The 26,307-nt window shown below is 73.3% G+C and carries 25 protein-coding genes, 1 tRNA gene and 1 pseudogene; 15 read left to right on the top strand and 12 right to left on the bottom strand.

The window, feature by feature from the left end; all coding sequences use genetic code 11:
* Window positions 1–10: 10 nt before the first annotated feature.
* The gene (gene cobF, locus IO33_RS0122235) at window positions 11–784 is read left to right on the top strand and encodes a precorrin-6A synthase (deacetylating) (RefSeq protein ID WP_031167724.1); all 774 of its coding nucleotides are present in this window, start codon (window positions 11–13) and stop codon (window positions 782–784) included.
* A 69-nt stretch (window positions 785–853) separates the two neighbouring features.
* Here the strand turns inward: cobF and IO33_RS0122240 are convergent, their stop codons facing one another.
* Window positions 854–1,600, bottom strand: coding sequence for a cobalt-precorrin-6A reductase (locus IO33_RS0122240; protein ID WP_031167726.1), 747 nt, complete (start codon window positions 1,598–1,600; stop codon window positions 854–856).
* Window positions 1,601–1,670: 70 nt separating this feature from the next.
* Between IO33_RS0122240 and IO33_RS0122245 the strand changes: the two genes are divergently transcribed.
* The gene (locus IO33_RS0122245; RefSeq protein ID WP_209438903.1) at window positions 1,671–2,450 is read left to right on the top strand and encodes an HAD-IIA family hydrolase; all 780 of its coding nucleotides are present in this window, start codon (window positions 1,671–1,673) and stop codon (window positions 2,448–2,450) included.
* Here the strand turns inward: IO33_RS0122245 and IO33_RS0122250 are convergent.
* The 3 genes from IO33_RS0122250 to IO33_RS0122260 all read right to left on the bottom strand — a co-directional run bounded on the left by IO33_RS0122250 (window position 2,439) and on the right by IO33_RS0122260 (window position 6,106).
* A complete protein-coding gene (locus tag IO33_RS0122250) occupies window positions 2,439–3,218 on the bottom strand; it encodes a sulfite exporter TauE/SafE family protein (protein WP_031167729.1) in 780 nt (259 codons plus the stop codon). The two genes, IO33_RS0122245 and IO33_RS0122250, sit on opposite strands and share 12 nt — an antisense overlap.
* A gap of 112 nt (window positions 3,219–3,330) precedes the next feature.
* Window positions 3,331–4,845: a long-chain-fatty-acid--CoA ligase gene (locus IO33_RS0122255; protein WP_031167732.1), complete on the bottom strand. Its 1,515-nt coding sequence runs from the start codon at window positions 4,843–4,845 to the stop codon at window positions 3,331–3,333.
* Between the two features lie 73 nt (window positions 4,846–4,918).
* Window positions 4,919–6,106, bottom strand: a complete 1,188-nt coding sequence (locus IO33_RS0122260; RefSeq protein ID WP_031167734.1) for a thiolase family protein — start codon at window positions 6,104–6,106, stop codon at window positions 4,919–4,921.
* Window positions 6,107–6,268: 162 nt separating this feature from the next.
* Here IO33_RS0122260 and IO33_RS0122265 point away from each other — a divergent pair, with 162 nt between their 5' ends.
* From IO33_RS0122265 to IO33_RS0122280, 4 genes are all read left to right on the top strand, one after another.
* Window positions 6,269–7,078 (top strand): alpha/beta hydrolase, encoded by an 810-nt coding sequence (locus IO33_RS0122265; RefSeq protein WP_031167736.1) that lies wholly within the window; start codon window positions 6,269–6,271, stop codon window positions 7,076–7,078.
* 93 nt (window positions 7,079–7,171) lie between these two features.
* On the top strand, window positions 7,172–7,663 hold the full coding sequence (locus IO33_RS0122270) for a Dps family protein (protein ID WP_031167739.1): 492 nt from the start codon (window positions 7,172–7,174) through the stop codon (window positions 7,661–7,663).
* A 32-nt stretch (window positions 7,664–7,695) separates the two neighbouring features.
* Window positions 7,696–8,037 (top strand): DUF3140 domain-containing protein, encoded by a 342-nt coding sequence (locus IO33_RS0122275; RefSeq protein ID WP_031167741.1) that lies wholly within the window; start codon window positions 7,696–7,698, stop codon window positions 8,035–8,037.
* A 16-nt stretch (window positions 8,038–8,053) separates the two neighbouring features.
* On the top strand, window positions 8,054–8,701 hold the full coding sequence (locus tag IO33_RS0122280) for an endonuclease (protein ID WP_031167743.1): 648 nt from the start codon (window positions 8,054–8,056) through the stop codon (window positions 8,699–8,701).
* Window positions 8,702–8,767: 66 nt separating this feature from the next.
* Here the strand turns inward: IO33_RS0122280 and IO33_RS0122285 are convergent, their stop codons facing one another.
* Window positions 8,768–9,622 (bottom strand): Cof-type HAD-IIB family hydrolase, encoded by an 855-nt coding sequence (locus tag IO33_RS0122285; protein WP_031167745.1) that lies wholly within the window; start codon window positions 9,620–9,622, stop codon window positions 8,768–8,770.
* 139 nt (window positions 9,623–9,761) lie between these two features.
* On the opposite strand from IO33_RS0122285, the gene IO33_RS0122290 reads away from it, so the two are divergent.
* The 5 genes from IO33_RS0122290 (at window position 9,762) to IO33_RS0122310 (ending at window position 14,779) form a co-directional block, all read left to right on the top strand.
* Window positions 9,762–10,613 carry an SAM-dependent methyltransferase gene (locus IO33_RS0122290; protein WP_425347972.1) on the top strand — a complete coding sequence of 284 codons (852 nt, stop codon included), beginning with the start codon at window positions 9,762–9,764 and terminating at the stop codon, window positions 10,611–10,613.
* Between the two features lie 53 nt (window positions 10,614–10,666).
* Window positions 10,667–12,070 (top strand): type I glutamate--ammonia ligase, encoded by a 1,404-nt coding sequence (locus tag IO33_RS0122295; RefSeq protein ID WP_031167748.1) that lies wholly within the window; start codon window positions 10,667–10,669, stop codon window positions 12,068–12,070.
* A 2-nt stretch (window positions 12,071–12,072) separates the two neighbouring features.
* The gene (locus IO33_RS0122300) at window positions 12,073–13,254 is read left to right on the top strand and encodes an amidohydrolase family protein (RefSeq protein WP_031167750.1); all 1,182 of its coding nucleotides are present in this window, start codon (window positions 12,073–12,075) and stop codon (window positions 13,252–13,254) included.
* 16 nt (window positions 13,255–13,270) lie between these two features.
* Entirely contained in the window at window positions 13,271–13,798 is a 528-nt protein-coding gene (locus IO33_RS0122305; RefSeq protein ID WP_031167752.1) for an NUDIX hydrolase family protein, read from the top strand.
* Between the two features lie 183 nt (window positions 13,799–13,981).
* Window positions 13,982–14,779: a COG4705 family protein gene (locus tag IO33_RS0122310; RefSeq protein WP_031167754.1), complete on the top strand. Its 798-nt coding sequence runs from the start codon at window positions 13,982–13,984 to the stop codon at window positions 14,777–14,779.
* Window positions 14,780–14,892: 113 nt separating this feature from the next.
* Here IO33_RS0122310 and IO33_RS0122315 read toward each other — a convergent pair whose 3' ends face one another.
* The 4 genes from IO33_RS0122315 to IO33_RS0122335 form a co-directional block, all read right to left on the bottom strand.
* The gene (locus tag IO33_RS0122315) at window positions 14,893–16,734 is read right to left on the bottom strand and encodes an APC family permease (protein WP_031167756.1); all 1,842 of its coding nucleotides are present in this window, start codon (window positions 16,732–16,734) and stop codon (window positions 14,893–14,895) included.
* 234 nt (window positions 16,735–16,968) lie between these two features.
* Window positions 16,969–19,164 (bottom strand): bifunctional polysaccharide deacetylase/glycosyltransferase family 2 protein, encoded by a 2,196-nt coding sequence (locus IO33_RS0122325; RefSeq protein ID WP_245235848.1) that lies wholly within the window; start codon window positions 19,162–19,164, stop codon window positions 16,969–16,971.
* Window positions 19,165–19,178: 14 nt separating this feature from the next.
* The gene (locus IO33_RS50485; protein ID WP_031167761.1) at window positions 19,179–19,880 is read right to left on the bottom strand and encodes an RAD23 family protein; all 702 of its coding nucleotides are present in this window, start codon (window positions 19,878–19,880) and stop codon (window positions 19,179–19,181) included.
* Window positions 19,881–19,992: 112 nt separating this feature from the next.
* On the bottom strand, window positions 19,993–20,487 hold the full coding sequence (locus IO33_RS0122335; protein ID WP_031167763.1) for a DUF1877 family protein: 495 nt from the start codon (window positions 20,485–20,487) through the stop codon (window positions 19,993–19,995).
* Between the two features lie 181 nt (window positions 20,488–20,668).
* On the opposite strand from IO33_RS0122335, the gene IO33_RS0122340 reads away from it, so the two are divergent.
* Both IO33_RS0122340 and IO33_RS0122345 read left to right on the top strand, forming a co-directional pair.
* Window positions 20,669–21,301, top strand: a complete 633-nt coding sequence (locus IO33_RS0122340) for an RNA polymerase sigma factor (RefSeq protein WP_031167765.1) — start codon at window positions 20,669–20,671, stop codon at window positions 21,299–21,301.
* The gene (locus tag IO33_RS0122345) at window positions 21,298–22,224 is read left to right on the top strand and encodes a hypothetical protein (RefSeq protein WP_157857886.1); all 927 of its coding nucleotides are present in this window, start codon (window positions 21,298–21,300) and stop codon (window positions 22,222–22,224) included. The genes IO33_RS0122340 and IO33_RS0122345 overlap by 4 nt, the downstream gene beginning before the upstream one ends.
* Before the next feature lie 132 nt (window positions 22,225–22,356).
* Here the strand turns inward: IO33_RS0122345 and IO33_RS44410 are convergent.
* Both IO33_RS44410 and IO33_RS0122355 read right to left on the bottom strand, forming a co-directional pair.
* Window positions 22,357–23,071, bottom strand: a pseudogene (locus tag IO33_RS44410) (SDR family NAD(P)-dependent oxidoreductase).
* 61 nt (window positions 23,072–23,132) lie between these two features.
* Window positions 23,133–24,524 carry an MFS transporter gene (locus tag IO33_RS0122355; RefSeq protein ID WP_245235863.1) on the bottom strand — a complete coding sequence of 464 codons (1,392 nt, stop codon included), beginning with the start codon at window positions 24,522–24,524 and terminating at the stop codon, window positions 23,133–23,135.
* Between the two features lie 224 nt (window positions 24,525–24,748).
* On the opposite strand from IO33_RS0122355, the gene IO33_RS0122360 reads away from it, so the two are divergent.
* Window positions 24,749–25,315, top strand: coding sequence for a TetR/AcrR family transcriptional regulator (locus tag IO33_RS0122360; RefSeq protein ID WP_031167770.1), 567 nt, complete (start codon window positions 24,749–24,751; stop codon window positions 25,313–25,315).
* A gap of 127 nt (window positions 25,316–25,442) precedes the next feature.
* Here the strand turns inward: IO33_RS0122360 and IO33_RS0122365 are convergent.
* Window positions 25,443–25,516 (bottom strand) — tRNA-Pro (locus IO33_RS0122365).
* Window positions 25,517–25,586: 70 nt separating this feature from the next.
* Here IO33_RS0122365 and IO33_RS0122370 point away from each other — a divergent pair.
* On the top strand, window positions 25,587–26,294 hold the full coding sequence (locus tag IO33_RS0122370) for a thiamine pyrophosphate-dependent enzyme (protein ID WP_031167772.1): 708 nt from the start codon (window positions 25,587–25,589) through the stop codon (window positions 26,292–26,294).
* The last annotated feature ends 13 nt before the right edge of the window (window positions 26,295–26,307 follow it).

Raw genomic sequence — 26,307 nt, forward strand, 5'->3', positions numbered from 1 at the left:
GACTCGGGGCGTGCGAAAGATTCATGTCATCGGTATCGGCGCGGGCGACCCCGAGCAGCTGACCCTGCAGGCCGTCAGGGCGCTGCGGGACACGGACGTGTTCTTCCTGCTCGGCAAGGGTGAGGTGAAGAGCGACCTCACCCGGCTGCGCCGGGACATGCTGGAAGCGCATCTGCCCGAGGGGTCCTACCGGGTGGTGGAGGCCCGGGACCCGGAGCGGGACCGGGAGGCGGGCGGGTCGGCGTACTCGCCGGCCGTGGAGGACTGGCGCAGCGCCCGCGCCGGGATCTACGAGCGGCTGATCGCCGGGGAACTGGGCGAGGACGGCACGGGTGCCTTCCTGGTGTGGGGGGATCCGGCGCTCTACGACAGCACGCTCGGGATTCTGCAGGAGGTGCTGGAGCGCGGCACGGTCGCGTTCGAGTACGACGTCGTGCCCGGTATCAGCAGTGTCTCCGCGCTGGTCGCCCGGCATCGCACGGGCCTGAACCGGGTGGCGCGGCCGGTGCAGATCACCACCGGGCGGCGGCTGGCCGAGGGCTTCCCCGAGGGCGTGGACGACGTGGTCGTGATGCTGGACGCACACCAGGCCTTCCAGCGGTACACCGGCGAGGACATGGACATCTACTGGGGCGCGTACATCGGCACCGCGGACGAGATCCTCGTCTCCGGCCCGATCGCCGAGGCCGGTCCCCGCATCGAGCGGGTGCGGGCCGAGGCGCGCGAGCGCAAGGGCTGGATCATGGACACGTATCTGCTGCGCAGGAACCCCGGGGACGCCTGACCGCCGCGGCGGGGCGCCGGGAACCGGGACGAGGTGCTGCGCGCCGTCGGCCGGCTCCGGGGGCGGCGCTCACGCGGGGCCGAGGCCCAGCCAGTCCAGTACGCCCGCCACGTCCGGCACCGCCGTCACGCCCGGCGGCAGCGGCGGGCGCCGTACGACGACCACGGGCAGGCCGAGTTCCCGCGCGGCGGTCAGCTTCGCCGCCGTGGCCTCGCCGCCGCTGTCCTTGGTCACCAGCACCTCGATGCGGTGGGCCCGCAGCAGCCGTGTCTCGTCGGCGAGGGTGAACGGGCCGCGGGCGAGGACCTGTTCGGTGTCCGGCGGCATGGGCGGCTCGGGCGGGTCGACCGAGCGGACGACGAAGTGCAGGTCCGTCAGATGGGCGAAGGCCGCGAGGCCCAGGCGTCCGGTGCTGAGGAACACCCGGCGGCCGAGGCCGGGCAGCGCCTCGGCGGCCCCGGCCAGGGACGGGACGTCGTACCAGCGGTCGCCGGGGGCCGGCCGCCAGCCGGGGCGGCGCAGCACCACCGCCGGCACTCCGGTGACCGCCGCCGCGCGGGCCGCGTGGGCCGTGACGGCCTCGGCGAAGGGGTGCGTGGCGTCGACCAGGGCGCCCACGTGGTGCGTGCGCAGCCAGTCGGCCAGGCCCTGGGCGCCGCCGAAGCCGCCGATCCGTACCTCACCGGCCGGTGTCGCGGGGCGCGCGACGCGGCCGGCCAGCGACGTGGTGACCCGGACGCCGGGCCGGGCGGCGAGGTCCGTGGCGAGGCGGCGGGCCTCGGTGGTGCCGCCGAGGATCAGGACGTGCGCGGGCATAGGGGTGAGGGTACGAGGTCGTACGGGCCGGTTCGCGGGCCGGGTCGCTACGGTCTCGGTCATGGAGGTCATCGATTCCGTGCGCGCCGTGCTGATCGACATCGACGGTGTCCTCACCGTCTCCTGGAAGCCGCTGCCGGGTGCGGTGGAGGCGCTGCGGAGGATCCGCGGGGCCGGGCTCGGCGTGGCGCTGGTGACGAACACGACGTCCCGGACCCGGGCGTCCATCGCCGCGACACTGTCGGCGGCCGGGTTCGAGGTGGGTCCGCGGGACGTCCTCACCGCGCCCTCGGCCACCGCCGCCCACCTGGCCGAGCACTGCCCTGGCGCCCGCTGCGCGCTGCTGAACAGCGGGGACATCGCGGAGGACCTCGGTGATGTCACGCTCGTGGACGACGATCCCGACGTGGTCGTCCTCGGGGGTGCCGGGCCGGAGTTCGACTACGCGGCGCTCAACCGGGCCTTCGGGCACCTCCAGCGCGGTGCCCGGCTGATCGCCATGCACCGCAACCTGTACTGGCGGACCGAGTCCGGGCTGCAGCTGGACTCGGGGGCCTTTCTGCTCGGTCTGGAGCGGGCGGCCCGGGTCGAGGCGGAGGTGACGGGCAAGCCGTCCCGGGCCTTCTTCGAGGCGGCGCTGGCCCGGCTGGGGGCCGGCGCCGGGCAGGCGCTGATGGTGGGCGACGACGTGGAGTCGGACGTGCTCGCGGCCCAACGGGCGGGGCTGACCGGGGTGCTGGTGCGGACGGGGAAGTTCCAGCAGGAGACGCTGGAGGGGGCGAGCGGCGCCCCCGACCATGTCCTGGGCTCCTTCGCCGACCTGCCGGCGCTGCTCGGGCTAGCGGAGTAGCAGCTGGGCTCCGCCCACGATCGTCGCCGCGATCACGAGTTGTTCGAAGAGTCGCTGGTTGATCCTGTTCACGGCCCATGTGCCGAACAGCGCGCCGGGCACGACGAACACCGCGAGTGCGGCGTCGAGGAACAGCGAACGGCCGTCGATCAGGCCGAGGCCCGCGCTGAACGGCACCTTGGAGACGTTCACGATGAGGAAGAAGAACGCCGACGTGCCGAGGAAGCCGAGTTTCCGGAAGCCCGCCGACAGCAGGTACAGCGACATCACCGGGCCGCCCGCGTTGGCGACCATCGTGGTGAACCCGCCGAGCACGCCGTACGAGCGGGCCTTGGCGCGGCCCGCCCGGCTGGTCACCGTGTCCGGCGCGTCCCCCCTCCCGCCGTTCTCCCGGCGCCTGCGCCACAGCGTGACGCCGGCCATCAGCAGCAGGATCGCGCCGATCGAGGTCCGTACGATCCCGTCGTCGGCCCACATCAGGAACAGCGTGCCGGCCACCACGCCGGCCGCGACGGCCGGGAACAGCCGCCACAGGGTGGGCCAGTGGGCGTGCCGCCGGTAGGTGAGGACGGCGAGCACGTCACCGGCGATCAGGACGGGCAGCAGCACGCCGGTGGACGCGCGGGCCGGCAGGACCGCCGCGAAGATCGCGAGGCTCACCGTGTTGGCGCCGCTCACCGCGGTCTTGGAGAAGCCGACGAGCAGGGCCGCGAAGGCGAGCGCGGCGAACCCCCAGCCGGATATGTGCCAGAGCGTCATCGTGTTCATGCGGGGACCGATGTTATGTCCGGACAACCCTCCGGCGTAAGGACCGTCTCGCCAGGTGATCCAGCCGTCCGTGCCGACTGAACGGCGCGGCCGGCGCGGTCCGTCCGGTCCGTCAGGGCCGGTCCGCGTACCGCGCCCGCAGTTCCCGCTTGAGCACCTTCATGCTGGGTCCGAGCGGCATCGCGTCCGTGAACTCCACGCGCCGCGGGTACTTGTGCCGGCCGAGGTGTTCCCTGGACCACTCGGTGATCGCGGCGGCGTCGGGCGCGGTGCCCGGTGCCGGCACGACGACGGCGCAGACCTCCTCGCCGTGCAGTTCGTCGGGCAGGCCGATGACCGCGACCTGGGCGACGCCCGGGTGGCGCACCAGGACCTCCTCGACCTCCCTCGGGTAGACGTTGTACCCGCCGCGGATGATGACGTCCTTCTTGCGGTCGGCGATCCGCAGGAAGCCGTCCTCGTCCTTGGTGCCGAGGTCGCCGGTGCGGAACCAGCCGTCGACGAGGGCCTCGGCGGTGGCCTCGGGACGGCCGAGGTAGCCGGAGAAGACGTTGTGGCCGCGGATGACGACCTCGCCCAGCTCGCCGGGCGGCAGCAGTTCGACGCGGCTCTCCACCTCGGCACGGGCGATCTCCACGTCGATGCCCCACAGCGGGTGGCCGATGGTGCCGGCCCTGGTGCCGAACGCGGGCTGGTTGACGGTGGCCGTCGGCGAGGTCTCCGACAGTCCGTACCCCTCGTGGACCCGCGCCCCGAAGGCGGCCTCGAACCGCTCCAGTACGGCGACGGGCAGCGAGGCGCCGCCGGAGACGCACACCCGCAGTTCCGGGAGCGCCTCGGCGTCCTGGGCCGCCGCCGCGAGGGCGACGAACATGGTCGGCACGCCGTGGAACGTGTTGACGCCCTCCTTCACCATCAGCTCGATGGCGCGGGCCGCGTCGAAGCGGGGCAGCAGCACGAGCGTGGCGCCCGCCCGCCAGGTGGAGTTGAGCGACACCGTCTGGCCGAACGCGTGGAACAGCGGCAGCGCGCCGAGGGCGATGTCGTCGGCGCGGACGTCGTTGGCGTCGAAGGCGTTGACGGTCGCGTTCATCACGATGTTGAAGTGGCTGAGCACGGCGCCCTTCGGCACACCGGTCGTGCCGCTCGTGTAGAAGATCACCGCCGGGTCGTCGACGGCGCGCGTGACGTACGACGGCAGCGGCTCGGCGTTGGCGGCGAGCTGGTCGAACTCCTCGCCCAGGGTCACGGTGCGCAGGCCCAGGGCGTCGGCGGCGGCCCGTCCGGTGCCGGCCTTGGCGGGGTGGACGAGCAGCAGGCTCGCCCCGCTGTCTCCGAGCACGTGCCCGACCTCGCCGGCCGACAGCAGCAGATGCACGGGGACGACGACTCCGCCCGCCGCGGCGATGGCGTAGTAGGCGACCGGGAACTCGGCGGTGTTGGGAGCCATGAGGGCGACCCGGTCCCCGGGCCGTACGCCGAGCGCGGCGAGCGCACCCGCCTGGGCCAGCGCCCTGTGCCACACCTCGGCGAAGGTGAGCCGCAGGTCGCCCTCGACCAGCGCGGTCGCGTCGGGGCGGCGCCGGGCGTTCTCGGCGAGGATGGCGGCGACGGACAGGGTTGCCATGGGGTGCTGCTCCGTTCCTTGCTGCGGCTCGTGCCGGCGGCTCCCGGTGCGGGGAGCCGCCGTCGAAGACGTCTCAGTGCCTCTCGACCAGCACCGCGCTGCCCTGCCCGACGCCCACGCACATGGTCGCCAGGCCCCGCTCGGCGCCCGTGCGCCGCATCCGGTGCAGCAGGGTCGTCAGGATGCGGGCGCCCGAGCAGCCGAGGGGATGGCCGAGGGCGATGGCGCCGCCGGTCGGGTTGACCAGGTCCGGGTCGATGCCCAGCTGGTCGACGCAGGCGAGGGCCTGTGCGGCGAACGCCTCGTTGAACTCGGCCTCCTGCAGGTCGGCGACGTCCCAGCCGGCCCGGGCCAGCGCCTTGCGGGTGGCGGGCACCGGGCCGATGCCCATCACGTCCGGGTGGACCCCGGCGGAGGCGCCCGCGACATAGCGGCCGAGGGACTCCAGGCCCAGCTCGTTCAGGGCCTCCTCGCTGACCAGCAGCAGTCCGGCCGCGCCGTCGTTCATCGGCGAGGCGTTGCCCGCCGTGACCGTGCCGCCCGGGCGGAAGACCGGCTTGAGGCGGGCCAGCTTCTCCAGCGAGGTGTCCTCGCGGACGCACTCGTCCTGGTCGACCACCAGGCCGTCCGGGCGCTCCACGGCGAGGAGTTCGTCGTCGAAGTGGCCGTTCTTGCGTGCGGCGGCGGCCCGCTGGTGGCTGCGCAGCGCGAAGGCGTCCTGCCGCTCGCGGGAGATGCCGTACCGCTCGGCGACCTCCTCGGCGGTCTCGCCCATGGACAGCAGGCCGTGCAGCTCCTTCATCGCCGGGTTGACCAGGCGCCAGCCGAGGCGGGTGTCGTGGGTCTCGACGCGCTGCGGCAGGGCCTCGTCGGGGCGGGGCAGGACGAAGGGGGCGCGGCTCATGGACTCGGAGCCGCCCGCGATCACGATGTCGGCCTCGCCGGCGGCGATGGTGCGGGCGGCGGTGGTGACCGCTTCGAGGCCGGAGGCGCACAGCCGGTTGACGGTGGCGCCGGGAACCGAGTCGGGGAGCCCGGCGAGCAGGGCGGCCATCCGGGCGACGTTGCGGTTGTCCTCGCCGGCCTGGTTGGCGGCGCCCCAGTAGACGTCGTCGATCCGGGCCGGGTCGAGTCCGGGCACCTCGGCCACCAGGTGACGGATCACACCGGCCGCCAGGTCGTCGGGCCGGACGCAGGACAGGGCTCCGCGCAGCTTGCCGATGGGGGTGCGGCGGGCGGCCGCGAAGTGGACGGGACGCACGGCTTCGACTCCTGACCTACGACCGATCCACGGCACTGTGGATCAGCGGACCACGGGGACACTTAATTAGCACTGCTAGTTTTGGACTATAGACCTCCGACCGGCCCGCTGGGAAGATCCCCCCGGACCTTCAGCGAGTCGGCGCAGCAGAGCGGAGAAGAGATGCCCCGCGTCCGCGAGCACACCCTCGACGGCACCCACGGCCTGGTCGCCGTGCGCGAGTGGCCGCACCCGGCCCCGAGGTACCTGGCCGTGCTCGTGCACGGATACGGCGAACACGCCGGCCGGTACGACGAGCTGGCCGCCGCCCTCACCGGGCACGGGGCGGCCGTGTTCGGCCCCGATCACGTCGGCCACGGCAGGTCGGCCGGGGAGCGGGTGCTGATCGAGGACTTCGAGGACGTGGTCAGCGATGTGCACGGCGCGGCCGAGCTGGCCCGGTCCGCGCACCCCGGCCTGCCGCTCGTCCTGGTCGGCCACTCCATGGGCGGCCTGATCTCCGCCCGCTACGCCCAGCGGTACGGCGCCGAGCTGAGCGCGCTGGTCCTTTCCGGGCCGGTGATCGGCGCCTGGGAACTGCCGGGGCGGCTGCTGGCCCTCCCCAAGATCCCGGACACCCCGGTCAGCCCGTCGGCGCTCTCCCGGGACCCGGCCGTCGGTGCCGCCTACGCGGCCGATCCGCTGGTGTGGCACGGGCCGATGAAGCGGCCGACGCTGCAGGCGTTCACCCGGACCCTGGAGGCCGTCGACCGGGGCGGAGACGTGGGCGAGCTGCCGCTGCTGTGGCTGCACGGCGACGACGACCGGCTGGTGCCGCTGCCCGGGAGCCGGAGCGGCGTGCGACGGCTCGCCGGCGGCCGGCTGACCGAGCGGATCTTCGCCGGGGCACGGCACGAGGTGTTCCACGAGATCGGCAAGAAGGAGGCCTTCGCGGAGGTGATCCGCTTCCTGGACCGCGTACTACCCCGCTGACCAGGCCTGTTTTGCCCCCCTTGACGGTGGGCACCCGCCCTTTCGGACAGAGACGACGATCGGACAGAGGCGACGAAAGGGGACGGACACACCATGACCGTGGTGAAGAGCACGCTGCCCGAGGAGGCGCTCGGTGTCACCGGGAGCGCTCTGCAGGACACCCTGGTGGATCTGCTCGGGCTCTCGCTCATCGGGAAGCAGGCGCACTGGAACGTCGTGGGGCCGCGGTTCCGGTCGATCCACCTCCAGCTCGACGAGGTGGTCGCGGCGGCGCGCGCCCACTCCGACACGGTCGCCGAACGCGCCGCCGCGCTGGGCGTGCCCCCGGACGGCCGGCCCGAGACCGTCGCCGCGACCTTCGCGCTGCCCACCACCAAGGACGGCTGGCTGCGCGACACCGAGGTGGTGGAGCTGATGGTGTCCTCGCTCGAAGCGGCCATCGGCCGGCTGCGCGAACGCGTCGCGGCGACCGAGAAGCCCGACCCGGTCACCCAGGACCTGCTCATCTCCGTCACCGCCGACCTGGAGAAGCAGCGCTGGATGTTCGAGGCCGAGAACCAGCCGCGCGAGAACGCGTCCAGCTAGCACGAGACCCCCGCACGGAAGGGGAAGAACCCATGGCCGACGCCCTCGAACTCCAGGCGCTGTGGGAGGACTTCCACCGCGTGGTCAACATGACCTCCGCGGAGCTCGCGGCCTGGCTGCGGGTGCGCGACGCCGACGAGGAGACGGAGCCCCTGCCCGAGGCGGCGGGCACGCCGACCGGGCAGCACGTCCTCGCCATCCTCCAGAAACGCCGTACCGACCTCACCGACGACGACATCCGTGTGATGTACAAGGTCGTCGACACGGTCGGGGACCTTGTCGACATGGAGGACGAGCCGGAGCCGGAGACGGCAGCGGACGGCGCCCGCCGCCACCGGCTGATGACCCTGGGCCACGACCCGCTCAAGCCGTAGAGCGGAGGCCCTGGTCATGAACCGGGAGGAACGGGTGCTGCGCGCGCTGCTGTCGGCGTACGGACAGACGTACGCCGAGGAGGCGGGCATCACACTGAAGGACACACCGCAGCCGCTGTACCGGCTGCTCGTGCTGGCCCTGCTGCTCAGCGCCCGGATCCGCGCCTCGGTCGCGGTGGCCGCCGCGCAGGCCCTGCACGAGGACCGCCTGGACAGCCCCCGCCGGATGGCCGACGCCGGCTGGCAGCAGCGGGTGGACGCGCTCGGCCGCGGCGGCTACCGGCGCTACGACGAGCGCACCGCCACCCAGCTCGGCGACGGGGCCGAACTGCTGCTGGACCGGTGGGCCGGGGATCTGCGCCGGCTGCACGAGGAGGCGCACGGCGACACCGGCGAACTCAGGCGGCTGCTCCAGGAGGAACCCGGCATCGGCCCGGCCGGCGCCGACATCTTCCTGCGCGAGGCACAGCAGGTGTGGCCCGAACTCGCGCCCTACCTCGACGGCAAGGCGCTCGACGGAGCGCGGCGGCTCGGGCTGCCCGAGGACCCCGGGAAGCTGACACGGCTGGCCGGGGACGTCGAACCCGCCGCCCTGGCCGCCGCGTTGGTGCGGGCCGCACTCGACAAGGAGGTGGCCGAGGACTGTCTCCGCCGCGCCGGATGACCGTGCCGGAACGCCGACCGGCCGCGCGCCGGACGTCGTCCGGCTGGTGGCCCCCGGGCCGCAGCACTAGAGGCCGAGCACGCGGGAAATGGTCCGCAGCACCCCGTCCTCGTTGTTGGACGGCGCGAGGTGGCGGGCCCGGCGGACCACCTCGGGGTGGGCGTTGGCCATGGCGAACGACCACTCGGCGGCGTCCAGCATCCCCAGGTCGTTGAGGTAGTCGCCGAAGACCATCGTCTGCGCGGGCGTGATGCCGAGGGCCCGCTGCAGGCCGCGCAGCGCGGTGCCCTTGTCGGCGGTGCGGTTCATGACGTCCACCCAGTGCTCGCCGGAGACCACGACCCGGTGGGTGGCGGCGAGCTCGGCCAGGACCGGAGCCGTGGAGGCCTCCGCGGCCCCGAAGTCGAACAGCGCGACCTTGATCACCTCGTCGCCGACGGCGGTGACGTCCTGCACGATCCGGTGCTCGACGTAGTACTTGCGCACTTCCGCCAGGAACGCCTCGTCGGTCCGCTCGACGTACGCCGCCCGCTTGCCGCAGACCACGGCGCCCACGTCCACGCCCTCCGCGACCAGCCGCCGTACCGTGCGGGCCACCCCGGCGGCGACGGACCCGTCCAGCGTGTCGGAGCTCAGCTCCACGCCGTCGCGGACCACGTACGTGCCGTTCTCGGCGATGAACACCATGCCTTCGGCGACGTCCGCGAACTGCCTCGCCAGCGTGGCGTACTGGCGGCCGCTCGCCGGGCTGAACAGGACGCCCCGCCGGCGCAGTTCGGCGAGCATCGGCCACAGGCCCTCAGGGATCCGCTGGGCGTCGTCCAGCAGGGTGCCGTCCATGTCGGAGACGATCAGCCGGATGTCGGTGGGGCCCGCGGGCAGGCCGGGGACGTCCAGGAGGGGTGCGGGCGTGGCGGGCATGTCCTGCTTCCGGTCGGCGACGGAGGTACCGGTCCAGTGTTGCTCATGCGCCCGGGCACCCCTCGGCCGCCCCGGACCGACCGCCCCGAACCGCCCGTGGTGCGCGTTTCCCGGGACAGCGCGATCACCGGACGGCACAATGACGGCGGAGCACCGCAACCGTCAGAAGGGCGACGACGTGACCGAGGGCGACTCCCCGACCGGCGGACCGGCGAGGCTGAACACCTCCGTGGCGCACAACGCGCGGGTGTGGAACTACTGGATCGGCGGCAAGGACAACTACGAGGTCGACCAGCGGGTCGGTGAGCACGTCGCCGGCATGTTCCCGGTGATCCGGGAGGTGGCCCGCGCGGACCGGGAGTTCCTGGCCAGGGCGGTGCGGTTCCTCGCGGCCGAGCGCGGCACACGGCAGTTCCTGGACGTGGGCACCGGGCTGCCGAGCGAGGACAACACCCACGAGATCGCGCAGCGGATCGCCCCCGAGTCACGGATCGTGTACGTCGACAACGACCCGATCGTGCTCGTGCACGCCCGCTCGCTGCTCACCAGCTCTCCGGAGGGCGTGACGGACTACGTCGACGCCGACGTCCGCGACCCGGACGGCATCCTGCAGCGCGCCGGCGAGACCCTGGACCTGTCCCGGCCGGTCGGGCTGATGATGCTCGGCATCCTGAACTTCGTGCTGGACACCGGGGAGGCCCGCGCCATCGTGCGCCGGCTCATGGCGGCGCTGGCCCCGGGCAGCCACCTGGTCCTCACCCACCCTACCTACGACGGTGACGTGGGCGGCGAGGGCAACGTGGCCGCGATGGAGTTCTGGAACGCCCACGCCACCCCGCCGATCACCGCCCGCAGCCGCGCGGAGATCGCCGGTTTCCTGGACGGCCTGGAACTGGTCGAGCCGGGCCTGGTGCCCTGCTCGCAGTGGCGTGCCGAGTCGGCGTCCGCCGCCGCGGTGCCGCAGTACGGCGCGGTGGCCGTGAAACCCTGACGCCGGCACCGGGCCGCCGCCCCGCCGACGCGGACGCGAGCCGAGGAGGACGTATGACCACCCTTGCCGACCCCGTGCCCGGCGGACGCCCGGAGGATCTGCGCCGGGTCGCCGGACTCACGGCGCGCCTCACCGCGCAGGACGTGCGCGGGATCGTGCTGGCCTATGTGGACACCGCGGGCGTCTGCCGGGTCAAGACGATCCCGACGGCGCGGCTGGAGGCGGCGGTGTCCTGGGGCGTCGGCATGTCCCCGGTGTTCGACACCTTCCTGGCCGGCGACTCGATCGTCAGCACCGACGTCCTCGGCTCCCCGGACGGCGACCTGCGGCTCTACCCGGACCTGGACCAGCTGGTGGCGCTGGCCGGGCAGCCCGGCTGGGCGTGGGCGCCGGTGGACCGGATCACCCAGGAGGGCGAGCGGCACCCCGGCTGTGCCCGGACCTTCCTGCGCCGGACCGTCGCGGACGCCGCCGCACGGCACGGCCTGGTGTTCCGGGCGGCGATCGAGGTGGAGTGGGCGGTCGGGCTGGGCTCGGCGCCGGCCGGGGAGTTCGTGCCGGCGGTGTCCGGTCCGGCGTACGGCGGGATCCGGCAGGTGGAGCTGAGCGACTACACCGCCGATCTGCTCGCCGCGTTCGCCGGGCAGGGCGTGGACGTCGACCAGCTCCATCCCGAGTACGCGGCCGGGCAGTTCGAGGTCTCGGTGGGCGCGCTGGACCCGGTTGCCGCCGCCGACCGGAGCGTGCTGGTACGGCAGACGATCCGGGCGGTCGCCCAGCGCCACGGCCTCAGGGTCTCGTTCTCGCCCGCGGTGTCCGCCGAGGGCGTCGGCAACGGCGGCCATCTCCATCTGTCCTGCTGGCGCGACGGGGTGAACCTGCACGCGGGCGGGGAGCGCCGGTACGGGATGACGCCCGAGGCGGAGTCCTTCGCGGCCGGGATCCTGGCCCGGCTGCCCGCGCTGACGGCGGTCACCGCGCCCAGCCCGGCCAGCTATCTGCGGCTGAAGCCGTCCCGGTGGGCCGGGGTGTTCACCGGCTGGGGCCGGGAGACCCGCGAGGCGGCGCTGCGGATGATCACCGGTACGGCGGGCCGCCGGGCGCAGGACGCCAACCTGGAGGTGAAACCGGTCGACCTGGCCGCCAACCCCTATCTCGCCCTCGGCTGCGTCATCGCCGCCGGTCTCGACGGGCTCGCCGCCTCCCGCGTCCTGCCGGAGGAGATCACCGGCGACCCGGCCCGGTACGGCGTGGACGAGGCGGCGGCCCTCGGCGTACGGCGGCTGCCGCAGTCGCTGCCGCAGGCCGTCGAGGCGTTCCGGCCGGACCAGGTGCTGCGGGCCGCGCTGGGCCCGGTCCTCGCGGACGCGGTGACCGCCGTGCGGCTCGGTGAGGCGGCGGCCGTCCGGGACCTGGACGACGCGCGGGTGGCGGCGGCCTACCGCTGGGTGTACTGACCGTGGCCACGTCGGGGCCGGTCCACGAGGCCCTCGCCGAGCTGGAGTTGGTGGACCACCACTGCCACGGCGCGGTGACGGCCGATCTCGCGCCCGGGGAGTTCGCCTCGCTGCTGACCGAGGGCGAGGCCTGGCCCGGTGTCTCGCCGTTCGACAGCCCCGTCGGCCTGGCCGTGCGCCGCCACTGCGCACCCCTGCTGGATCTCCCCCGGCACGCTGCGCCGGCCGACTATCTGGACCGGCGCACGGCCCTGGGCTGGCGGGAGGTCAACCGCCGTTTCCTGCGTGCCGCGCGGGCCGGGGTGTTCCTCGTGGACACCGGCTACGCCCCGCACCCGCTCACCTCGCCCGCCGAGCTGGCCGAGGCCGCCGGCGCCGCCGCCCACGAGGTCGTACGTCTGGAGCCGGTGGCGGAGGCGGTGGCCGCGCGGGGCGTCGAGCCGGACGCGTACGCGGCCGCCTTCCGCAGGGCCGCCGAGGAGGCGGTGCGCCGGCCGGACGTGGTGGCGGTGAAGTCGGTGGCCGCCTACCGCACCGGCTTCGCCCTGGACCCGGCCCGGCCGACGGACGACGAGGTGACCGGGGCCGCCCGGCGCTGGCTCGCGGGCGGCGGCCGGCTCGCCGACCCGGTCCTGGTGCGGCACCTGCTGTGGACCGCCGTCGACCTCGGCCTGCCCCTGCAGCTGCACACCGGCTTCGGGGACGCCGATCTGCGGCTGCACCACGCCGACCCGGCCCTGCTGACCGACTGGCTGCGCCTGGTCTCCGGTACGGTCCCGGTCCTGCTGCTGCACTGCTGGCCGTATCACCGTCAAGCCGCCTACCTGGCCGCGGTGTTCGAACGGGTGTACCTGGATGTGGGCCTCGCCCTGCACCACACGGGCCCGGCCCGCTGCCGGGCCGTGCTGGAGGAGGCGCTGGAGATCACCCCCTTCCGCAAGCTGCTGTACAGCTCCGACGCCTATGGAGTGGCCGAATTCCACCACCTCGGTGCCCTGTGCTTCCGTCAGGGACTCGCCGATCTGCTCCAAGCCCGCGTCGACGCGGACGAGGTGAGCCTGCCCGACGCCCTGCGGATCGCGGCCTGGACGGGGCGCGACAACGCCCGACGCCTGTACGGACCGCCCGTGTCCGGCGACGCTCCGGCCCGTGACCCCGGCACCCGCCCCACCCGGAAAGTATGATCAAGCAATGTCTGACATGACTGAGACGACGCCCGGCTGGCTGACCACCGACGAGCTGGAAATGGCCAGGGCCCGGATGCCGATCCTGTACGTCGAGGCCGTACCCGTGCGCGTGGACGACAGCGGCGAAGTCACCAGCATCGGACTGCTGCTGCGGATCGGCCCCGAGGGGACGGTCAGCCGGACCCTGGTCTCCGGCCGCGTCCTGCACCACGAGCGGGTCCGCGACGCCCTGCTGCGTCACCTGGAGAAGGACCTCGGCCCGGTGGCGCTGCCCCGCGTCCCGGCGTCGCTGCAGCCCTTCACCGTCGCGGAGTACTTCCCGACGGCGGGCATCACGCCCTACCACGATCCGCGTCAGCACGCGGTGTCCCTCGCCTACGTCGTCCCGGTCACCGGGGACTGCCGCCCCCGCCAGGACGCGCTGGACCTCGTCTGGTTCAGCCCGCAGGAGGCCGCGTCGGCGGCCGTGCAGAGCGAGATGCCGGGCGGACACGGGGTCCTGCTGAAGCAGGCGCTCGCCCACGTGGGCCTGACGTACTGACGCCGGCGGCCGCCCGACCCGCCTGTCTAGCAGGCCGGTCGGGCCGCCGGCCAGGGCTTTCGGGTACGCGTTCAGGTTGCTGTCAGGTTCGCGGTCACCCGTGGCAACAGCAGCACCAGAAGCCCCAAAACAATGGCAAAGGGGACTGGGGAAAGGGCAGTTGGACGTGCCAGGGTGCGGGCCATGAGCACAGAGCACGTCCTGGACGACCGGCCTCGGGGGCACACCCGCGCGCGCATACGCGAGAGCGCGACGAAGGTGCCGGAGGTCACCGTCTACTTCTGGATCATCAAGGTCCTCACCACCGGCATGGGTGAGACCGCCTCCGACTTCCTGGCCCATCTGCTGGGTCCGATCCCGGCGGTCGGCCTTGGCGGTCTCGCCTTCGCGGCGTCGCTGGTCCTCCAGTTCGCGGTCCGCCGGTACGTGGCCTGGATCTACTGGACGGCGATCGTCATGGTGAGCGTGTTCGGCACGATGGCCGCGGACGTGCTCCATGTGGGCCTGGGCGTCCCGTACCTGTTGTCCACCCCGCTGTTCCTCGTCGCCCTGGCCGCCGTCTTCGCGCTCTGGTACGCGACCGAGCGCACCCTGTCCATCCACTCCATCCGCACCAGGCGCCGTGAGGTCTTCTACTGGGCGGCCGTCCTCGCCACGTTCGCGCTGGGCACGGCGGCGGGCGACCTCACCGCGACGATCGGCCTGGGCTACGCCGGCTCGGTCGTCCTGTTCGCCGTGGCGATCTGCGTCCCGGCGCTCGCCCACCGTTCCGGGCTGCTGGGCGCGGTGGCCGCGTTCTGGACGGCGTACGTCCTCACGCGCCCGCTCGGCGCGTCCCTCGCCGACTGGATGGCCATGTCGACCGGCCGCGGCGGCCTGGGCTGGGGGCTGGGCCCGGTCACCCTGTCCTGGACGGTGGCGATCGTAGGCTTCGTGACCTACCTGGCGGTGTCGCGCCGGGACACCGAGCGCGCTTTGTGACACCGGCCGGCCGCCGGGGTGGCGCGTGACCCCCGCTCACCACGACCACCCGGTGGCCGGCCCCGCCGCTTCCCCGGCTCGGTCGGCCTCGCGCCGCCGGCGCGTCTCCGGGCTCAGAGCAGCCGGAATCGCAGTCGGCAGATCACCGCGTCCGTTTCCCGCCGCACGGCGTGCGCGACGACCGCGCCCCGCTGGTTCTGCAGGAGGCGCTGCCACAGGCGCTCCGGCTCGGTCTCCGGAATCAGTACGGTGACCCGTGTGCCGGGCTCGGCGGCGGCCACCTCACGGACGTACGCGGCGATCGGACGCCCCAGGCTGCGCCGCGCGCACGCCAGCCGCACCAGCTCCACCCCGGGGTCCCACTCCGCCCAGGCCCGCTCCAGTGCGTGCAGGTGCGCTCTGTCCTCGGGATCGGGGTAGCTCACGGTCACCGCGCGGACCTCGTCGCCGAGCGAGGAAGCCGCGGTCAGGGCCTCGGAGGTGAGCCGGGACAGGGAGGACACGGGCACGATGACGAGCGAGCGGTCGCGGTGCGGGGCCTCGGGGATGCGGCCCAGGCCGAGCCGCTCGCCGATGCGATCGTAGGCGCGGCGCACGGTCTCGAAGGCGGTCACGAGCACGGGCAGCGCGATCACGACCAGCCAGGCGCCGTCGGTGAACTTGCTCGCGGTGACGACGACCGTCGCGACCCCGGTGAGCAGCGCACCGAAGCCGTTGAGCAGCGCCTTCCCCCGCCAGCCCCGCCCGCGCTCCAGGCGCCAGTGCCGGACCATGCCCACCTGGGCGATCGTGAAGCCGACGAACACCCCGATCGCGAACAGCGGCACCAGGGTGTTGGTGTCTCCGCCGGAGAAGACCAGCAGCGCGGCCGAGACCAGCGCGAGGGCCAGCACACCGTGCCGGTGGACCTGGCGGTCGGCCTTCAGCGCGAACACGTGCGGCGCGTAGTTGTCCCGGGCGAGCAGCTTCAGCAGCACCGGCAGCCCGCCGAAGGAGGTGTTCGCGGACAGCGCCAGCAGGAGCATCGTCGCGAACTGGATGACGTAGAAGGCCCAGTCGTGGCCGAGCGAGGCGTCCGCGAGCTGGGCGAGGACCGTGACGCCCTCCACCGGCTGCAGATGGAAGCGGCCGATCAGCACCGACAGCCCGATCAGCATCAGACCGAGCACCGCGCCGAGGGCGACCTCCGCACGCTGGGCCCGCCGCACGCGCGGCACCCGGAAGGACGGGACCGCGTTCGCGATGGCCTCCACGCCGGTCAGCGCGGCACATCCGGAGGCGAAGGCCTTCAGCACGAGCAGCGCACCCACGGTGGAGGCGTGGTCCGCGACGACCGAGGCATGTCCGGCCGCCGTGACGGTGCTCACCGGCGCCGACCGGAAGAGCCCCACGACGACCAGTGCGAAGACGGCTCCGACGAAGACGACCGTCGGCACGATGAACGCCTTCGCGGATTCCACGATCCCGCGCAGGTTGACGCCCGTGATCAGCGCGAGGACCACCAGGCACAGCCACAGCCGGTCGTCGTAGAGGGAGGGGAAGGCGGAGGTCAGGGCGGCGACGCCCGCGGTCACCGCGACCGCGACGTTGAGCACGTAGTCCAGCACCAGCGAGGCCGCGGCCACCAGGCTCGTGCGCGCCCCCAGATGGGTCCTGGCCACGGCGTAGGAGCCGCCGCCGTCCGGGAAGGCCGCGATCACCTGCCGGTAGGAGGCCACCAGCACCGCCAGGAGGGCGGCGATGGCCAGCGTCACCGGCAGCGTGAAGCCGAGGCCGTGGGCTCCCGCGCCGGCGAGCACCAGCACGATCGACTCCGGGCCGTAGGCCACCGACGCCATCGCGTCCAGCGACAGCGCGGCCAGGCCCGTCACGGCGGTCAGGCGGTGCCGTTCGCCGGTGTCGGGCGGTTCTTCTCCGGCGGGGGTCGCGCCGGGCTCGGCGGTCAGGACGGACATCAGTACGTGCTCCTCGGGCAAAGCCGCGCAGGGGGACTGTGTTCTGCGCGGTGCACTCAGGTTGTGACCATTTCCGCCCCCACCTGTCCGTTCCTTGCGGCATCTTCGCACCGATCAGGCCGACTTTGACGGGACTTTGGCGCTCACCCGTTCCAGCAGGGGCGGATCGGCCAGCACCGCCGGGATCTCCTCCGTGTCCGCCACTTCCACAGCGGGGACGTCCGCCAGTGGCGTTCAGTGCGGCCGCGTGGTCTCGTGGGGGGCCGGCCGCTTGAGGGGCGCTGCGGCCAGCGGGGCCTGCAGGCTGCCGTAGCGCTCCATGCGCTGCCAGCGCAGCCGGGTGCCGGAGACGGCGGTGAAGACGGACTGGATCACCACCAGGTACATCAACTGCCGGTAGACGAACTGCTGCAGCGGCAGGCTCCACAGCGGGCCGGGCCGCTCTCCGTCCAGGCGGAACGCGTACAGGCCCATGGCGAGTTGCAGCAGCAGGAAGCCGAGCCAGAGCCCGGTGATCCGGACCGGGTCGAGGAAGAGCAGCCCGTAGACCGCGAAGATGTCCACCACGGGTGCGAGCAGCGGCAGCAGCACCTGGAAGAGCAGCAGATAGACCAGGCCGCGGCGGCCCAGTTTCCCGGCCGCACCGCGCTGCACCAGCGCGCCGCGGTGCTTCCACATCGCCTGCAGGGTGCCGTAGCACCAGCGGTAGCGCTGCCGCCACAGGGCGTTCAGCGACGCGGGCGCCTCGGTCCAGGCCACCGCGCTCTCCTCGTAGACCACACGCCAGCCGGCCCGGCACAACGCCATCGTGAGGTCGGTGTCCTCGGCGAGGGTGACGTCACTGACACCGCCGAGGGCGAGCAGCGCCCGGCGGCGGAACGCACCGACCGCCCCGGGGACGGTCGGCATGCATTCGGCGAGGTCGAACAGGCGGCGGTCGAGGTTGAAGCCGACCACGTACTCGATGTGCTGCCAACGGCCCAGCAGACCACCGCGGTTGACGACCTTGGCATTGCCCGAGACGGCACCCACGCGAGGGTCGGCGAAGGGCTGCACGAGCGTGCGGACGGTGCCGGGCTCGAAGACCGTGTCGCCGTCGACCATGACCACCAGCTCGCAGGTGGCCGCGGCGAGCCCCGTGTTGAGCGCGGCGGGCTTGCCCGCGTTCCGCTGCCGGATGACCCGCACGCCCGGCAGGCGGAGCGCTTCCACCAGGTCGGCGGTGCCGTCGGTGGAGCCGTCGTCCACCACGATGATCTCCACCGGATGGTCCGAGGCGAGCAGGGAGCGTACGGCCGCCTCGATACCGGCGCTCTCGTTGTACGCGGGGACGATGACACTGACCGGTTCGGTCACCGGCGGCCCCCAGGAGCGGCTCCGTGCGCGCTGCCGCCGGTGCCGGCGGGCCGCGACGAGGACGACCGCCGCGCGCAGGACGCTGAGCGCGCCGGCCGTGTACATCAGTACGCCCAGCAGCCACACGGCCCGGTCACCGGCCTGCAGCACCTTGATGAGGGCCATCCCCTGCAGATGGGCACCCGGCCCGGCGTGCTGGACGGGCCCGGCCATGCCGACCGCGGCGCCGACCGTCGCGAACCGGAAGCCCCGCGCCTTGAGCCGTGGAATCAGGGCGCTCAGTGCGGTGACGGTCTGGGACCGGTCGCCGCCGGCGTCGTGCATGAGCAGGATCTGCCCGGAGTGGCCGTGGGGGGTCGCGTTGGCGAGGATGCGTTTCGCTCCGGGGCGCTGCCAGTCCTCGGCGTCCTGGGTGGAGAGCACCGTGACGTAGCCTGCCGCGTCGGCCTGCTTGAGGACGGACCAGTCGGCGTCGTCCAGCGCGTCGTTCTTCGAGGAGTACGGCGGCCTGAGCAGTGCGGTGGTGACGCCGGCGGCGCCGGCCACCGCCAGCTGCGTCTCCCGCAGTTCCAGGGAGCGCTGCCACGGGGCGAGACGGGCCAGGTCCGGATGGGTGAAGGTGTGGATACCGATCTGATGGCCTTCGGCGACGATCCGGCGGAGCAGTTCCGGGTGGGCCACGACCTGGGTTCCGACGACGAAGAACGTCGCGTGCACATGGTTGCGGCGCAGTACGTCGAGGATGCGCGGTGTCCAGACGGGGTCGGGCCCGTCGTCGAAGGTGAGGGCGATGGTGCGGGCCTTGACCCGGGCGGTGTGCGCGGAAGCGGCGGCGTCCGCGATCACGGGACCGCCGTGGGTCACCTGGCCGGGCACCGTCTGGCTGCGCCCCCGGGCGCCCGTCACCGCGTCCGACGTGATGCCGAACATGTGGTGGGTGTACCCCTGCAGCAGGAGGGCCGTCGACAGGGTCACCGTGAGCACGCTCAGCAGGAGCCAGTGGGTGCGGGGTGTCACCTGGCGGGCGCCGCCCGGGCGGCGGGCAGGAGCGTCGCGGTGTCGGTTGTCCGTCACGTCAGGGCCTTGGATCACTTCACGGGTCTGTGGGACGAGCCGAGCGCGCGCCCCTTGGAGGAGGGGGCGGGTGCGGCGGTCGGGGCCGGGGCGGCGGGCCGGGCCGGGGACGTGGCCGAGGCCGTGGTGGCGGCCGTGGTGGGCGCGGCCGTGGACCGGGACGTGGCCGCGGGGGCGACGGCGGCCGGCGACCGGTCGGCGGGGCTGGGGGCCTTGCGCCCGGCGGTGCCGGAGGTCTTCCGTTCCGCGAGGGGTCCGGTGTTCTTCCGCGCGTGCACGGTGCCCGGTGGGGAGTCGGGTGCGGTCGGCCTGGGCGTGGCCGGGTGCGGGGGATCCGCCTGCGGGACGAACGGGGAGCTGATGGCGGGGCCGCCCAGCAGTGCGCTGATCAGCAGGGCGACATAGCCGCCGGCCGGGATCACCAGCAGGCGGGCGGTGCGGGCCACGCGCCGCTGGCGCCGCCCCGAGGAGTCGACGAAGACCGGCCGCGCGGACTCGCGCTCGGAGGTGTCCGGCTCCGGCACGGGTGGGACGGCCGGGGCGCACGCCGGGAGCCGCACGGTGTCGGTGGTGACGCCCCCGCCGTACTCGTGGCCGTAGGCATACGTGTGCCCGACACCGCCGTACGGCTCCCCGCCGCACACCGCTCCGTCTTCGTCTGTCCACCGCACGAGTCGTGTCCCCTTGTCCTGGCCGACCGACACGGTCGCCCGCATGGACAGAGCGAACGCGGCCGGAAGTGTTACACCTCCGGCTGACGGAGCGTACGAACCAGCAGAAAAGGGGTGATCCGAACAAGGTGGTGAAGCCACCGTGCCGATTCCCTGGTCAGCTCGGCAGCCACTTCACCACCGCGTCACCACACGCGGCCGTCCCGGCGTAGAACGTCCTCAGCTCCTGGTGTGCCGCGGCGAACGCGGCCCACGTCTCGGGCTCCGCGGCCGCGCCGCCGTAGCGCGGCAGGAGTTCCCCGCGGACGGATCCCCACAGCGCGTCGAAGTCGGCCGTGCTCAGGAACCCGGCCACCCTGCGGGCCTGGGCGGCCGTCAGCACCAGGAGCCGGGGCTTGTGCCGGTCGCGGCGGAACACCGGTCGACCGCCGAGCACCACCTGGGCCTGGGGCTGGTCCTCGGCGCGCTGCGGGACGGCGCCGGCGTAGATGCGCTCCTGGTCCACATAGCGCTCGTCCAGCGCCTCCTCACGGCACCGACCGCACGGGTGCCGGACCACCTCCACCCCCTCCTCGAACTGCCGTTCCAGCCATGTCGCGCTGTTGCGCAGGGCCGGGGGCGGCACCGCGCGCAGACGGAGGTACGCACTCATGCCAGAGGAAGCGCACGGCGGCTCCGAAGCGTCACCCGGCCGCGGACTCCCCCTCGACAAGGCACGGCACCTTGTGACACTTCCGCGCCGGCAGACGCTGTTCAGCACAGGGCCGTCCGTGCGACCGGAGCACGGTGGACGGCACGGACCCGCTGTGAACCCGGTGCGAACGAGGACGGTCTTGGGCCACGTACGGCAACCCCGGCGCGTACAGACGTACGACGGGGAGTTGGGCGCCGCGGTCGCGCGGGCCCAGGACGGCGACGAGGCCGCTTTCGCGGTGGCCTACCGGCTGGTGCAGCCCGGTCTGCTGGGCTATCTGCACGGCCTGGTCCGTGAGGACGCGGAGGACGTCGCCTCCGACGCCTGGCTGGAGATAGCCCGCAGCCTCGGACGCTTCAAGGGCGACGGGGCCGGATTCCGCGGCTGGACCGCGACCATCGCCCGCCACCGCGCCCTGGACCACCTGCGCCGCCAGCGCACACGTCCCCGGGCCGGCGGAACCGAACAGGACGTACTGCACCTGCCCGCACAGCACGACACCCACGACCAGGCCCTGGAGTCCCTCTCCACCGAGCAGGCCCTGGAGCTGGTCCGCGCGCTGCCCCCGGACCAGGCCGAGGCCGTGCTCCTGCGGGTCGTCGTCGGCCTCGACGGACCCGCCGCCGCACGCGTCCTCGGCAAACGTCCGGGAGCAGTGCGCACGGCCACCCACCGGGGCCTGAAACGTCTCGCCCGCCAGCTGGGCGCCGACGGGGAGGCGGACGGCGGCGTGACGGACGGGACCTCCCGAACGCTGAGGGAGTGGGCATGAACGACGCGGGCGACATCGAGCGGCCGGAAGGTGCCGGGCGCGGCACCTCGCCGCATCAGAACGGTCATACAGGAACGGAAGCGGGCATGGGTGAACGGCTGAGCCGCGACGGGGTCCCGGTCCGTCACCGGCACGCGCACCCTGGCCCCACCGGGCCCGGCCCGTCGGGCACGCATGACTGCGCCGCGCTGGAAACGGCGCTGGCCTCCGCCCTGCGCACGGACCACCTCGACGCCGAGGCCGAACAGCGGGCCGTGGCCGTGTTCCGGGCCGCCACCCAGGGTGCGGGCGCACGCCGGACCCGTACCCGGCGGCGGGACGACTGGCGGCCGGCCGAGGAGCGGCGCGTCCGGCGCCCGGTCCGGTTGACGTTCGGCGTGGCGTTCGCCAGCCTCGCGCTGGGCGGTGTCGCGGTGGCGGCCATCGGCTCCGCCGGCTCACCCGAGGGCGGCGCCGGTGCCGGCCGAAAGACCGCGCACCCCTCGGCGGTCGCCCCGCACCAGCCAGGCGGTGCGGCTTCGCCGGCGTCCTCCGGCGGCCCGGTACCGGCGGGCCGCCCCTCCCTGGGCCAGGACACCGAGGCCCGCTGCCGCGCCTACGAGCAGGCCGGCCGGCACGGCAGGGCGCTCGACGCGACGGCCTGGCAAAGGCTCGTCGCCACCGCCGGCGGAAAGGACGAGGTCGCCGCGTACTGCTCCGAACAGCTGGCGCGGGCGACGGCCGAGCCGAGAGGTCCGGCCGGCATGGGCAGACCCGGCAAGCGTGCCGCACACCCCGGCAACGGCACCACGGGCAACACCGGCGTACCCGGCCATGGCGCGTCCGGCACCGGTACGTCCGCCGCCCACCCCGGCAGCACGCACGACACGGCCGGGAACAGACGGGCAAGCGGCGGCGGGAAGGGCGGCGGCAAGCACCCGTAGCGCCGTCAGCCGGCGCCCGGGGAGCTCCAGGGGTGTCGCCCACGGTGAGTCGCGCTCGGCCATGCCGTTCGACGACGCCTCAGCGGCGGATTCGAGCGAGTGCACAGGTGGTGCCCCTCGGGAGTGCGGCTCTCACGCGATCTGTTCCCCGTCGGGGTGGTCGGTGGACGTCGACCGCTCGTCCCAGGCGGCTGTCTCCGCATCGAAGGCGGAGCGGGCGTCGGCGACGAGGCGGAGGGCGTCGCTGCCGAGGATGGGGTGGGCCGGCGGCTTTTCGGCCTCCACGACGGCGAGCAGGGCGCGGCCGGCCTGGGCGGGATCGCCGGGCTGCTGACCGCGCATGTCGAGGCGGCGTTCGCGGATCGGGCGAAGACCGGGTCGTAGTCGGCGATGGTGCTCTCCACGCGGTGCATGGAGCGGCCGGCCCAGTCGGTGCGGAAGGAGCCGGGCTCGATCGCCGTGACGTGCATGCCGAACGCTGCGACCTCCAGGGCGAGCGTGGCCGCGATGCCCTCGACGGCGAACTGGGAGCCGTGATAGACGGCCGGACCGGGGAAGGCGCGCAGACCTCCCATGGAGGTGATGAAGCCGTAGCCGGCGTTGTTGAGAGCACGTCGATGGGGCCCACCTTGGCCTCGACCGCTGCGACGGTCTGCGCGATGGCATCGGTGTCGGTGACGTCCGGCACGCGGGCGTGAGCGCGGCCCGGGGCGAACTGCTCGAAGGCGGCGATCCGGTCCGGGTTCCGGACGGTGCCGATGACGGTGTGGCCGGCCTCCAGGGCGGCGGTGGCGAAGGCGCGGCCGAGGCCGCTGCTCACGCCGGTGACGAGAAACGTGCGGGACATGTCTCTCTCCGTGGGAATCGGAAGTACCGGACGGGGGAGCGCACAAGCGTCGGTGTCGCCGTCAACGGCTGTTCGCGGACACCTCGTCCGACGTGGTGACCGCGTCCGGATCGGTGGAACGGTGCGGCACCGCCGGGCCTTCCACCGGCTTGGACCTAGCCAGCCACAGGCCGGTGAACACGGCGGTGGCCAAGGTGACGGTGCCGGCAGCGACGAAGGCGCTGTCGAGGCCGGTCTCGAAGGAGGCGCCGCCGGACTGCCGGGTGCGGACGACGGCTCCGAGTACCGCCACGCCGAGCACCGCGCCGATCTGCCGGGTGGTGCTGCTGATGCCGGAGGCGAGGCCGCCTTCTTGCGGGCTGACCGCTTGGATGGCGGCGCCGGTCAGTGGGGACATGGCCAGGGCGAAGCCGGTGCCGACGACTCCCAGCCGCCACCACACGTTCCCGTAACCGGTGTCGGCGTGCACCGTGCCCAGCGCCAGCAGCCCCCCTCCGGCCAGGGCCAGGCCGATGGTGACCACGAGGCGGAAGCCGTACCGGGCGGCGAGCCGGCCCGCGAACGGGCTGACGATCACCATGGCGAGGGAGGCGGGGAGGGTCTGCAGGGCGGCGCGCAGGATCGAGCTGCCCTGGACGTACACGAAGAACTGGGAGAAGAAGAACGACGAGCCCATGAGCGCGAACCCCACCACGACCATGGCGGTGTTGGACACCGTGAACAGCCGCTGCCGGAACAGCCGCAGCGGCAGCATCGGTGCGAAGCGGCGCGCCTCGACGGCGACGAAGCCGGCGAGGAGGATCGCCGCGGCGGCGAAGCTTCCCAGGATGACCGGTGAGGTCCAGCCGCGGGCGCCGCCCTCGGTGAGCCCGTAGGTCAGTGCCCCCACCGCCAGGACGGACAGCACCGTCCCCGGGACGTCGATCGCGGGGGCGCTCGGGTTGCGGGACTCGTCGAGGTGGCGCAGGCCGACCAGCAGCAGGATCACGCCGATGGGCAGATTGACCAGGAAGATGGCGGGCCAGCCGAAGGCATCTGTCAGCACGCCGCCGGCCACGGGTCCGGCGACCAGGCCGATTCCGCTGAATCCGGCCCACAGCCCGATCGCCTTGATGCGTTCCTGAGGAACGGGATGGGCGGCGGCGAGCAGGGCCAGCGAGGCGGGGCTCAGCGCCGAGGCCCCGATGCCCTGCAGCACCCGGCCGGCGATCAGCCATCCGGCCGAGGGCGCGAGGCTGCACAGTACCGATGCGGCGGTGAACACCACCGCACCGGCCAGGTACACCCGCTTGCGGCCGAACCGGTCGGCGAAGACGCCGCCGGACAGCAGCAGCATGGCGACCAGCAGCACGTAGGCGTCCACGATCCACTGCAGACCGGTCAGTTGAGTGTGCAGCCGGTGCTGCATGTCGGGCAGCGCTGCTCCGACGATCGTGTTGTCGAGCAGCACCATGAACTGGCCCAGGCAGGTCACCGTGAGCAGCACGGCCCGGTTCGGTCGACTGCCTGCGGCCGTAGGCGATGCAGCCACGGGGATTCCTCTCCATCGGTGGTTGCGCCCCTCCACGACCGACACGGTCAGCCTCCGGGCGCACTAACGCAGTCGTTGACTGCGTTAGGCGACTGTAGGGAGGTCCACCCCACAAACGCAAGTCCCAACTGCGTTAAGGTGGGGGCATGGACGAGCGACAGCGAGCCCGGCGACCCGGCGGCCGCGCCGCCCGCGTCGGCGCGGCGGTGCACCAGGCCGTCACCGACTTGATCGGCGAGCGCGGCTACGGCAAGTTCACCGTCGGAGAGGTCGCAGCCCGCGCGGGCGTGGCCGACAGCAGCATCTACCGCCGGTGGGGCAGCCTGGAAGCCCTACTCACCGACGTGGCGCTCACCCGCCTCAACGAGCGGTCACCGATGCCCGACACCGGGAGTCTGGAGGGCGACCTGCGCACGTACGCGGCCAACGTGGCCCGCGAGATCACCGGACCCGAGGGCCTGGCGCTGGTGCGCCTGGCCGTCGCCCTGTCGAACACCGGCCGGCAGGGCCGGCAGGCGCGTGACGCCCTCCTCGCCGCACGCACGCGGCAACTGCAGGCCATGCTCGATCGCGCCCGCGAACGCGGCGAGAACGCACCCGACGCGTTCGGCGTGCTGGACCACGTGCTGGCCCCGATGTACATCCGCGTCCTGTTCGGCGTGGGCCCGCTCACCCCGGACTACGTCGACGGGCTGGTCGACCGATTGCTGTGAACTGACGTACCGTCAGGTGACATTTCGGCCGTGTCCGAGCGGGCTGGTCCCCGACGGGTCCCCGGAAACGACCGAGAGGCCGCTCCAGATCCCTCTGAAACGACCTCTGACCTGCGACTTCGCAAAGTCGGGACGACAGGATTTGAACCTGCGACCCCTTGACCCCCAGTCAAGTGCGCTACCAAGCTGCGCCACGTCCCCACTCGGATCGGTGATCGCGCCCCACTTTTCCGGTTGACCTCAAGCTTGGTCGAGGTTGCACGATCACGGTATGACGATCACAGCGGACCACGGCCGCACGTACGGCTACGACGACCTGCCCGGCCTGATGAGTCTCATGACCGGCGACGAGAAGCACGGCCCCGCGGCCACCTCCACGCTCGACGTGCTGTGGGTGCTCTACGACCGGGTCCTGCGCATCACGCCGGAGCGCCGGGAGGATCCGCACCGGGACCGGTTCCTGCTGAGCAAGGGGCACGGACCCATGGCGTACTACGCGGTGCTCGCCGCGAAGGGCTTCCTGCCCGTCGACTGGCTGCCCGGCTTCGGCGCGTACGACTCCCCGCTCGGACATCACCCCGACCGCGTGCTGGTGCCGGGGGCCGAGATCGGCAGCGGGTCGCTCGGGCACGGGCTGCCGATCGCCGTGGGCAGCGCGCTGGGACTGCGGGCGCAGGGGCTGCACGACCCCGCGGTGTGGGTGCTGATCGGGGACGCCGAGCTGGACGAGGGCAGCAATCACGAGGCGATCGCGTTCGCCGGGCCCGCGGGCCTGGAGCGGCTGCACACCGTGGTCGTCGACAACTCCTCCGCCAGCCATGCCCGGCCCGGCGGGATCGCCGCCCGGTTCGAGGCCGCGGGCTGGTCCGCGGTGACCGTCGACGGGCGCGATCACGAGGCCCTGTACGCCGCGTTCACCGCACCGCACCCCGGGCGCCCGCATGTGGTCGTGGCCCGCGTCGAGCCGAAGAACGCCTGACTCCCACCCGCTC

Origin of the sequence: Streptomyces durhamensis (assembly GCF_000725475.1) — a bacterium.
Lineage (GTDB): Bacteria > Actinomycetota > Actinomycetes > Streptomycetales > Streptomycetaceae > Streptomyces > Streptomyces filipinensis.

Coding starts and splice junctions, on each gene's coding strand:
- IO33_RS0122240 (WP_031167726.1), bottom strand. CDS start 1,600: ATGCCCGCGCACGTCCTGATCCTCGGCGGCACCACCGAGGCCCGCCGC.
- IO33_RS0122250 (WP_031167729.1), bottom strand. CDS start 3,218: ATGAACACGATGACGCTCTGGCACATATCCGGCTGGGGGTTCGCCGCG.
- IO33_RS0122255 (WP_031167732.1), bottom strand. CDS start 4,845: ATGGCAACCCTGTCCGTCGCCGCCATCCTCGCCGAGAACGCCCGGCGC.
- IO33_RS0122265 (WP_031167736.1), top strand. CDS start 6,269: ATGCCCCGCGTCCGCGAGCACACCCTCGACGGCACCCACGGCCTGGTC.
- IO33_RS0122270 (WP_031167739.1), top strand. CDS start 7,172: ATGACCGTGGTGAAGAGCACGCTGCCCGAGGAGGCGCTCGGTGTCACC.
- IO33_RS0122275 (WP_031167741.1), top strand. CDS start 7,696: ATGGCCGACGCCCTCGAACTCCAGGCGCTGTGGGAGGACTTCCACCGC.
- IO33_RS0122280 (WP_031167743.1), top strand. CDS start 8,054: ATGAACCGGGAGGAACGGGTGCTGCGCGCGCTGCTGTCGGCGTACGGA.
- IO33_RS0122285 (WP_031167745.1), bottom strand. CDS start 9,622: ATGCCCGCCACGCCCGCACCCCTCCTGGACGTCCCCGGCCTGCCCGCG.
- IO33_RS0122290 (WP_425347972.1), top strand. CDS start 9,762: ATGACGGCGGAGCACCGCAACCGTCAGAAGGGCGACGACGTGACCGAG.
- IO33_RS0122295 (WP_031167748.1), top strand. CDS start 10,667: ATGACCACCCTTGCCGACCCCGTGCCCGGCGGACGCCCGGAGGATCTG.
- IO33_RS0122305 (WP_031167752.1), top strand. CDS start 13,271: ATGACTGAGACGACGCCCGGCTGGCTGACCACCGACGAGCTGGAAATG.
- IO33_RS0122310 (WP_031167754.1), top strand. CDS start 13,982: ATGAGCACAGAGCACGTCCTGGACGACCGGCCTCGGGGGCACACCCGC.
- IO33_RS0122315 (WP_031167756.1), bottom strand. CDS start 16,734: ATGTCCGTCCTGACCGCCGAGCCCGGCGCGACCCCCGCCGGAGAAGAA.
- IO33_RS50485 (WP_031167761.1), bottom strand. CDS start 19,880: ATGCGGGCGACCGTGTCGGTCGGCCAGGACAAGGGGACACGACTCGTG.
- IO33_RS0122335 (WP_031167763.1), bottom strand. CDS start 20,487: ATGAGTGCGTACCTCCGTCTGCGCGCGGTGCCGCCCCCGGCCCTGCGC.
- IO33_RS0122345 (WP_157857886.1), top strand. CDS start 21,298: ATGAACGACGCGGGCGACATCGAGCGGCCGGAAGGTGCCGGGCGCGGC.
- IO33_RS0122355 (WP_245235863.1), bottom strand. CDS start 24,524: ATGGTGCTGCTCGACAACACGATCGTCGGAGCAGCGCTGCCCGACATG.
- IO33_RS0122360 (WP_031167770.1), top strand. CDS start 24,749: ATGGACGAGCGACAGCGAGCCCGGCGACCCGGCGGCCGCGCCGCCCGC.
- IO33_RS0122370 (WP_031167772.1), top strand. CDS start 25,587: ATGACGATCACAGCGGACCACGGCCGCACGTACGGCTACGACGACCTG.